8 protein-coding genes and 2 pseudogenes are annotated in these 8,711 nt (G+C 69.3%); 5 read left to right on the forward strand and 5 right to left on the reverse strand.

Features of this window, described 5'->3' with window-relative positions:
- The 3 genes and pseudogenes from FOZ70_RS36540 to FOZ70_RS36550 form a co-directional block, all read left to right on the forward strand.
- A pseudogene (locus FOZ70_RS36540) lies at window positions 1–1,333 on the forward strand (DUF802 domain-containing protein); the annotation flags it as partial.
- A 3-nt stretch (window positions 1,334–1,336) separates the two neighbouring features.
- Window positions 1,337–1,981 carry an OmpA family protein gene (locus FOZ70_RS36545; RefSeq protein WP_021163899.1) on the forward strand — a complete coding sequence of 215 codons (645 nt, stop codon included), beginning with the start codon at window positions 1,337–1,339 and terminating at the stop codon, window positions 1,979–1,981.
- Window positions 1,978–2,601 (forward strand): DUF2894 domain-containing protein, encoded by a 624-nt coding sequence (locus tag FOZ70_RS36550; RefSeq protein WP_219707834.1) that lies wholly within the window; start codon window positions 1,978–1,980, stop codon window positions 2,599–2,601. The genes FOZ70_RS36545 and FOZ70_RS36550 overlap by 4 nt, the downstream gene beginning before the upstream one ends.
- 34 nt (window positions 2,602–2,635) lie before the next feature.
- On the opposite strand, the gene FOZ70_RS36555 is transcribed toward FOZ70_RS36550, so the two are convergent.
- Window positions 2,636–3,139, reverse strand: coding sequence for a DM13 domain-containing protein (locus FOZ70_RS36555; protein WP_059589530.1), 504 nt, complete (start codon window positions 3,137–3,139; stop codon window positions 2,636–2,638).
- A 248-nt stretch (window positions 3,140–3,387) separates the two neighbouring features.
- On the opposite strand from FOZ70_RS36555, the gene FOZ70_RS36560 reads away from it, so the two are divergent.
- Window positions 3,388–3,705 (forward strand): DUF4148 domain-containing protein, encoded by a 318-nt coding sequence (locus FOZ70_RS36560; protein WP_048020252.1) that lies wholly within the window; start codon window positions 3,388–3,390, stop codon window positions 3,703–3,705.
- A 79-nt stretch (window positions 3,706–3,784) separates the two neighbouring features.
- On the opposite strand, the gene FOZ70_RS36565 is transcribed toward FOZ70_RS36560, so the two are convergent.
- The 4 genes from FOZ70_RS36565 to FOZ70_RS36580 all read right to left on the reverse strand — a co-directional run bounded on the left by FOZ70_RS36565 (window position 3,785) and on the right by FOZ70_RS36580 (window position 8,554).
- Window positions 3,785–4,357 carry an NADPH-dependent FMN reductase gene (locus FOZ70_RS36565; RefSeq protein ID WP_060054575.1) on the reverse strand — a complete coding sequence of 191 codons (573 nt, stop codon included), beginning with the start codon at window positions 4,355–4,357 and terminating at the stop codon, window positions 3,785–3,787.
- A 54-nt stretch (window positions 4,358–4,411) separates the two neighbouring features.
- Complete coding sequence (locus tag FOZ70_RS36570; RefSeq protein ID WP_021163894.1) at window positions 4,412–5,089, reverse strand: hypothetical protein; 678 nt, start codon at window positions 5,087–5,089, stop codon at window positions 4,412–4,414.
- Between the two features lie 759 nt (window positions 5,090–5,848).
- Entirely contained in the window at window positions 5,849–7,132 is a 1,284-nt protein-coding gene (locus FOZ70_RS36575) for an isoprenylcysteine carboxylmethyltransferase family protein (protein WP_021163891.1), read from the reverse strand.
- 120 nt (window positions 7,133–7,252) lie between these two features.
- On the reverse strand, window positions 7,253–8,554 hold the full coding sequence (locus FOZ70_RS36580) for a collagen-like triple helix repeat-containing protein (protein WP_059484749.1): 1,302 nt from the start codon (window positions 8,552–8,554) through the stop codon (window positions 7,253–7,255).
- Here FOZ70_RS36580 and FOZ70_RS38380 point away from each other — a divergent pair.
- A pseudogene (locus FOZ70_RS38380) lies at window positions 8,487–8,711 on the forward strand (highly repetitive protein); the annotation flags it as partial. The gene FOZ70_RS36580 and the pseudogene FOZ70_RS38380 overlap by 68 nt on opposite strands.

Consider the following 8,711-nt stretch of genomic DNA (forward strand, 5'->3'; position numbering starts at 1 on the left):
CCTGACCGCGCAGGCTTCGGCCTTCGAACAGCGCTCGAATGACCTGCTGTCGACGATTCGCGAGTCGCACACGGGTTTGCAGACGCAACTGGCCGCACGCGACGAGGAGCGCCTCGACGCGTGGAACGATTCGCTGGCCGCGATGGCCGCGAAGCTCGGCGACGAATGGCAACGCGCAGGCGTGCACAGCGCGGGCCGTCAGCAGGAAATCTGCGACGCGCTGGCGCAGACGACGCGCGACCTGACCGCGCAGGCTTCGACCTTCGAACAACGCTCGAACGACCTGCTGTCGACGATTCGCGAGTCGCACACGGGTTTGCAGGCGCAACTGGCCGCACGCGACGAGGAACGCCTCACCGCGTGGAACGAATCGCTGGCCGCGATGGCCGCGAAGCTCGGTGACGAATGGCAACGCGCAGGCGTGCATAGCGCAGGCCGTCAGCAGGAAATCTGCGACGCACTCGCGCAAACGACGCGCGACCTGACCACGCAGGCTGCAACGTTCGAACAGCGCTCGAATGACCTGCTGTCGACGATCCGCGATTCGCACACGGGCCTGCAGACGCAACTGGCCGCCCGTGACGAACAACGCCTCGCCGCGTGGAACGACTCGCTCGCCGCGATGGCGGCCGCGCTGCGCGACGAATGGGCGCACACGAGCGCGCAGGCCGCAACGCGCCAGCAGGACATCTGCGACACGCTGGCCCGCACCGCGAACGACATCACCGCGCAGGCGCAGGTGCATGCGAGCGACACGATCAACGAGATCGCGCGCCTCGTGCAGGCTGCGTCGGAGGCGCCGAAGGCCGCGGCCGACGTCGTCGCCGAGCTGCGCCAGCGCCTGTCCGACAGCCTGGTACACGACACCGCGATGCTCGAGGAACGCAGCCGCCTGCTCGCGACGCTCGAAACGCTGCTCGGCGCGGTCAATCACGCGTCGACCGAACAGCGCACCGCGATCGACGCGCTCGTCAGCACGTCGGCCGACCTGCTCGACCGCGTCGGGGCGCGCTTCAACGACACCGTCGACGCCGAAACGCGCAAGCTCGACTCGGTGGCCGCGCAAGTGACGGCGGGCGCGGTCGAGGTCGCGAGCCTCGGCGATGCGTTCGGGATGGCCGTGCAGGTGTTCGGCGAGTCGAACGACAAGCTGCTGACCCATCTGCAACGCATCGAGGCCGCGCTCGAGAAGTCGCTCGCGCGCAGCGACGAGCAGCTCGAGTACTACGTCGCGCAGGCGCGTGAGGTAATCGACCTGAGCATGATGTCGCAGAAGCAGATCGTCGAAGACCTGCAGCAGCTCGCCGGCCGGCGGGCGTCCGTCGGAGCGTAACGCATGCACGACGAAATCGACGGCGGCGCGTCCTCCGCGCCGGTGTGGCCCGCGTTCGCCGACCTGATGTCGGTGCTGCTCGGCGCGTTCGTGCTGATCCTCGTCGGCGTGATCGGCATGCAGTTGCAGCTCACGTCGAAGCTCGAGGAAGCCGTGCGTGCGCGCCAGCAGGAAGCGCAGCAGCGCAAGTCGCTCGAGCAGGCGCTCGCCGGGCCGCTCGCGGCCGGCCGCGTGACGCTCGTGAACGGGCGCATCGGCATCAGCGGCAACGTGCTGTTCGCGCTGAACTCCGACCAGTTGCAGCCCGCCGGCCGCGACCTGCTGAAGACGCTGGCCGCACCGCTCGCCGCCTACCTGAAGACCCGCGACGAGATCCTGATGATCAGCGGCTTCGCCGACGACCAGCAGGTGCATGCCGGCAACCGCCAGTTCGCGGACAACTGGGAACTGTCGGCCAAGCGCGCGTTGACGGTCACGCGCGCGATGATCGACGCCGGCGTGCCGGCGTCGTCGGTGTTCGCGGCCGCGTTCGGCTCGGAACAGCCGGTCAGCTCGAATGCGGACGATGAAGGCCGTGCGAAGAACCGTCGCGTGGAGATCGCGCCGGTGCCGCGCAAGTCGGCATCGAACGGAGGGAACGCGAAGTGACCGACGACGCGACGCACGTTCGCGCGACGCTCGACGCATGGCGCGAGCAGGGCGCCGACCGGCTCGACCCCGTGCGCTTTCTCCGGATCGACGCGCTCGAGCGGCGTGCGGCCGCGCTCGAAGGCAACGCGCGCGGGCTGCTCGACGCGCGGCTCGCCGCGCTGATCGAAGGCTTCGCGGCGGTCGTCGCGCGGGCCGACGAAGCGAAGGCCGCCGCGAGCAGCATCGCGCAAGCCGACGATGGTGCGGCCGGACGCGGCCCGTCGCTGGCGGCGCTCGTCGAACGGCTCGGCCGCGATGCGCAGGCCGACCGGCGCGGGCTCGATCCCGAGCTGGTCGACTACTTCCGCACGATGTGGTCGAAGGTCCGCACGGAGCAGCAGTACCGCCAGTCGCTCGACCAGGTGCCGCGCAACGCGGGGCCGCTCAATTCGAACAGTCTCGTGCACCGGTCGCTCGCGACGATGCGCGAGCTGTCGCCGGAATATCTGCAGCAGTTCCTGTCGTATGTCGATGCGCTCGCATGGCTCGAGGATCTCGCCGGCGGCGGCGCGCAGCCCGAGAAGGAAGCCCCGCGCGCGAAGACGGTGAAGAAGGGCGCGCGCGGCAAGAGCCGGTAGCGCGCGGGCACGCACCGCCGCCGCCGGGGGCCGGTCACATCGACGTCAGGCCCGACGCCGGCGCGCTTTGATAGCGGGCCGCGCTGATGAATTTCGAGAAGCGTTCGCACCAGATCACGACCGACGTGTATTGCGCGGGATTCACGTCGTCGGGAAGCGCCACGACGAAATTGCCGAATGTCTTCAGGTCGCCCACGCGTACGGCGCGCGCCTTGATCGCGAGGAACGACGCTCGCGTATCGACGAAGGCCGGCACGAGATAGAGCTTGTAGTCGGGGCCCGGTGCGATGTCGCCCTCGAACGCGATCGACGAATCGGTGACGGTCAGCTTGCCGTCCGCCCAGTGCAGCGCGTCGCTGCCCGGCAGGTTGCGTTCGAAGCGGCCGGTATGGCGCGCGTTTTCCGCGGCCACTTGCAGCTCGACGGCGCTTGCGCCTTCCGTCGCCGTGAGGATCGGCAGCACGTAGATGCCCGCGGCAAACGCCACGAGCCCCGTCGCGAGATGCGACGCGATCAGTATCCAGATTCTGGTTTTCATGTCGGACCCTTTGAACGAAAACAGAGGGTGGCGCCGGGCCACATGCCGGTAGTCGCGCGAGCCGGCGGAATCTGACAGACGTTCGGGTTTTCGTTCAATGCGCCGTTACATGCCGCTCCTGCCGGCGTGCCGCGTGGCAGCTGCACCGCGACGCGACGCCGGATTTTTTCTTCGGCGAGTGTCATCTTTGCGCACGCGGCTCGACTCACTCTCCGTCGACAACGTCGTCGATGCTCAGGAGAGATCAGATGAACAAGCTTGCTCTGTATGTTCTCGCGACGGTTGCCGCGACCGCTTCCGTTTCCGTTTCCATTTCCGCGTGGGCCGCGCCGCAGTCCACCGTGACGCGCGCGGAGGTGAAGGCCGAACTGGCCGCCCTGCGTGCAGCCGGCTACCGGCAGAACGGCGAAGACCCATACTATCCGGCACGACTGGCGGAAGCGCTGAAGAAGATCGGTTCGACGGGCACGTCGACGGCCGATACCAGTGGATACGGCATGGCGGCACCGGCCGCGAGCGAATCGGGTTCGATGACGGCCGACAGACCGATCTATCGCGGACGATGATCCGGGCCGGACGTTGCGCCCGTCGATGGGCACGGCGTCCGATTAATCCGGACTGCGATGGAATCCAGGTTGCGCAACGTCAGCGCGTTGACGTGCCTTCGGCAATCTCAGCGCCGAACGCGTGCAATGCCTCGACCAGCGCCGCCGCGAACGGCGGATGCGCGGCGATGCCTGCCGCGTCGAGCTGGCTGCCGAGGATCGGAAGCGTGATCGACGCGCGCTCGACGATGTTCGCCGACATCACCGACAGCGTTTCCCGCAGCGCCGCGTCCGCATGCGTCGCGCGCGGCGATGCGTTCAGCACCGCGACCGGCTTGTACACGAACGCTTCGCATCCCACGACCCAGTCGAGCGCGTTCTTCATCACGCCGGTCACGCCGTGCGCGTATTCCGGGCTCGCGATCAGCACGCCGTCGGCGGCGTTCAGGCGATCGATCAGGTCGCGCACCGCGGCCGGCGACGGATATTCCGCGTCGGGGTTGAACAGCGGAAATTCGCCGAGGCGATCGAAGCGCGTGATGTGTGTCCCGGGCGGCGCGACGCGTGCCGCCGCATCCAGCAGCGCCGCGTTATACGACTGCGCGCGCAGGCTGCCGCATAACGCGACGATGTCGATGCGGCGCTCGGAATCGGGTTGGAGTTCGGTAGCCATCGAGGAGCGTGTCGTTGGGTGGTTTGCGCGATGGGGGCGCGCGGGCCCGACGGATTATCGCATCGGTGCACGGGCGGAGTGACGCGCTTTGGCGCCCCCGTGCAAGCGGTGCGGTTCGCGCCTTTCCTGCGGAAATCCCGGGTGGCGACATTCTGCGGCAACGACGTCGGCCATCCCGGCCGCGCGCGCGAATGCGCCGATTTCCCACCCGTTGCCGAGCAGCAGACGACGCGTATGCAGCGCGCCGTGCACGTCGTCGGCAACGGCTTCGCCCAGATAGCGCAGCGCGCGGCCTTCGATGTCGACGAAGCCGTGTCGATAGTCATGGGCCAGCGCGGTCCACAGCTGCGCCGCGCCGATCGACTGACGGGCGCCGCTGATCAGGCACAGGCCGGCGTCGAGTCCCCAGCGATACAGCGTCGTCGCGAGGCCCTTGCGTTGCGCGGATCCGCGCAGCCGCGTGTGCGGCGCGCGCAGGTAGCGGTCGGCGCGACGCGGGATTTCGGGCAGGCGGTTGAACACCGTATAGCCGGCGAGCTGGCGCGCGGCCGGATCCTCGACGTACAGGAAGTACTCGCCGTCGGCCTCGCGGTGGCGGACGATCAGGCCGGAGCGGCCGAGCGCGACGGCCGGCAGGCCGTGCAGGCGATGGCCCGGCTGGTGCAGGCGTGCGTAGAGCGAGTCGAGTTCATCGTCGATGTCGTGCTGGGAATGCTGTACGTCGATGCGCATGGCAAAAGGCGCCCGTCCCGGGCGGTCCGAGAAAGTGGTTCATCGCAAGAGGGGAGAGGAATGGGTGCGGCCCCCGGGCTCGGCGAAGCGAGCCGGGGCCGCGAATCAGCTGGGGATGTGCTGGAAACCGGCGGCGATCGCGGCGAGGCCCGCGATGCAGAGTGCGAACAGGATCAGGACTTTGTGAATCACGTCTCTCTCCTCATGAATGCGCGGCGCCGAAGGGCGGTGCCGCGGAGACGGTGACGGCGGGCACGGCCCGCGCGGCCGTCGTGCGCGACGACGGTCGGGTGTCCGGGCGACCGATCGGGCGCGGACGGCCAGCACCATACGCGAGGCGCCGGGAGCAGGCAATCGTATCGGTGGAGAAAAGCGACGAAACGCGGAGAATCGTATCGTTTCGCGACAATTGGCCGCATGGGCGCATTTCGTAGCCTGAGCGGTGGACGGGCCAGCCGGACAGTCGCTGCCGGGTAGTGCGCGCATGGCCGGTGCCGTCAATCGGCCACCGCGCTCGTAGAGCGAAGCGATGTAACCGCCGGGCAGCGGACAAAGCGCGACGCGCGCGAAGCCGAGTGCCTCGTCGTACGCACACAGCTTCGCGTTGCGCGGATCGCGATCGAGTCGCGGCAGCGAGCACTGCTGCGCGCGTACCTGGTCGCAAGGGCGCGCGCATTGTGCCGGAACCGGCGAAACGTCGATGTGCGAACGCCGACGCAAGCGTGGGCGGGGCCGCAAGCCCCGCCTTGCGCCGCCGTGTCAGGCCGGCGCGCGCTGCCCGAACGCCTGCTTCATCCGCGCGAACAACCCGTGTTGCGCGATCCATTCGGCATACGCGCGATAGTCTGGGTCGCGCATCAGGTGCCGCTCTTCGGTCTTCGCCCGCGTGTAGTAGATCAGGTTGACCGCAACGAGCCCCGCGCAGTGCATCAGCCCGACCTGCCACCCGAGCGGCTCGACGAACGGCACCGACACCATCCAGTACGACAGGTTCTTCGTGATGTACGCCGGATGCTTCGTGAAGCGGTACGGGCCCGACGTGATGATCCCGCGGTTGGTGAGGTTCGAGAAACGCAGCCCGAACGAGATCGTGCACAGCGCGTAGGTCAGCAGCAGCAGGATGATCACCGTGCCCCAGATCACGCGCAGCGTCGGGGCCGACTGCAGCCAGTTGTCCCAGAACAACGTGCCTTCGTAGCGGATGTAGTTGTTCGAGAACAGCGACCAGAACGGCTGGTAGCACATCAGCGCGGCTACCCAGCCGAGCGTCGTCGGCTCGACGGTGCGCACGTGGCTGTCGAGGATGCGGAACGTGCACAGGTAACCGACGGTGCCGAACATCAGGTCCATCGTGAACGACAGGTCGTACATGAACATGAAGGTCGCGATCGTCGCCGGCGCGTGCATCGCGTTCGCGAGCGACGCGGTCAGGTGATCGGCGTCCTTCGACAGGTAGACGGTCATCAGCGGCAGGAAGAACGCCTTCACGCCCCAGCCGGCCAGCATCTCGCGCACCGGCTTCCAGCTCGCGGGCTGCTCGCGGCGGAACAGGAAGCGGCCCCACAGCAGGTACGCGTCGTCGGTCTCGCGCTGGTGGCGATCCATCCACGCGAAGTAGAACGGCGCGGCGACGATCACGTACGGCGCGAGCGAGCGCAGCAGCGACCAGAACGGCCGGTAGAACGCGCCGTGGTATTCGGGCAGCAGCCAGTAGATCGCGCCGATGCCCGCATAGATCGACGCCAACGCGCCGAGCCGCGTCGCGACGCGCGCGATGCCGAGCGGGCGCACGGCCTGCCGCGACAGGCCCGCGCTCGGGCGCAGGTAGACGCGCGAGATGAAGATTTCGTGCAGCGCGATCGTGCCGATGATCGCGAGGCTGGCGATGACCGCGCGCGTGGCTGCATCGAAAGTCGGCTGGCCGCGCGTGATCCACAGCGCGAACAGTCCGGCGGCGATGCCGAGCAGGCCGGCGCGCAGGGGCGTGGCGGAACGGGGTGGGCGGTCCTGGACCGCGGCGATGCCGTCAAGCGTGGAGTTCATGATCGGATCCTCGTACGGGTGAAGGCCGGCGCCCCCGCTTGGCGGGTGACGCCGGCCGTCGGCCGGGCTTTGTATGGATGCGCGCCCGGCCATTGGCCTGTGGTTCTGATAGGTAAAGCGTTACTTCTTGGTGCCGCCGCCCAGCAGACCGCCGAGGAGGTTCGTCACCGGCGACAGCAGGTTGCCGGCGCCGCCCGCGGCACCGCCGTTCGAGCTGCCGGTCAGGCCGGCAGCCACGGAGCCGCCGCCAGCCGGCGTCGTGGCCGCGCCGGCCGCGCCGCCCGGGCTCGCGGTGCCGATGGCGCCGGCGGCGCCTGCCGGCGTCGTCAGTGCACCCGTCACCGTGCCGACCGGGCCGCTCGACAGCAGGCCGCCGAGCGTGCCCGTCACGTTGCCGCCCGGCGTCGTGACCGTGCCCGTGAGGCTGGCGCCGAGCGGCGTCAGCGAATTGACGAGGTTGGTGACCGGCGCCAGCAGGCCGCCGACACCCGCGCCACCGGTGCCGCTGGTGCCACTCGTTCCGCCGGTGCCGCTCGTGCCGCTCGAACCGAGGCCGCCGAGCGCGCCCGTCAGCGAGCCGAGCAGGCCCGTGACCGGTCCGAGCGGGCCGCCGCTGCTCGTGCCGCTCGTGCCGCCCGAACCGCTCGAGCTGCCGCCGCCCAGGCCGCCCGTCAGCGTGCCGAGCAGGCCCGTGATCGGGGCGAGCGGGTTGCTGCCGCCCGTGCCGCTGCTGGAGCTGCCCGCGTTGTTGTCGTGGACGAGGCCGCCGGTGGACGTCACCGTGTTGCCGAGCTGTGCCACGACGCCGCCGAGGCCGGTGCCGACCGGGTTGCCGGTTGCGCCGCCGACCTTCGTGCCGGCGAGGGCGAGGCCGTTGCCGAGTGCGCTCAGCAGGCCGTTGAGCGGCGTGCCGAGCAGCGTGACGCCGCCGAGCGTCTGCGTGGCGCCCGGCGTCGTGACACCGCCGGTCAGCGTGTTCGTGATCGGGTTGATCACCTTGCCGACCTGCGTCTCGAGCTGCTGGACCGGCGAGCTGTTCAGCGCCGTGTTGAGGCCCGACGCGGTCGAGTTGACGGCGCCACCCACGGTGTTGACGAGATCGCCGACGAGCGTCGTGACCGGCGACAGCGGCGACAGCGGGCCGGAGCCGAGGCTCTTCACCGCGTTGCCGAGGTTATTGACTGCGCCGCCGGCGCCGGTCAGCAGGCCGGTGGTCGACGTCAGCGTCGGTCCGAGCGGGTTCGCCGACACGCCGATCGAGCCGAGGCCGGCCGCGACGCCGTTGCCGAGCGCCTGCACGCCATTGCCGAGGCTCGTGACTGCGTTGCCGACGCTGTTGGCCGTCGTCGGGTTCGTGCCGGGGATTTGTACGCCGCCGATCACGCCGCCGCCGTTCGCGACCGTCGTACCGACTGCCGTCACGAGGTTGCCGGATTTCTGGAGGACATTGCCGAGCGGGGTGACGCCGGTGCCGGAGGTGCCTGACGTACCGGAAGTACCCGAGGTGCCGGAAGTACCCGAGGTGCCAGAAGTACCCGAGGTGCCGGAAGTACCCGACGTGCCGGAAGTGCCCGACGTA

Origin of the sequence: Burkholderia sp. COPS (genome assembly GCF_019425585.1) — a bacterium.
GTDB lineage: Bacteria > Pseudomonadota > Gammaproteobacteria > Burkholderiales > Burkholderiaceae > Burkholderia > Burkholderia cepacia.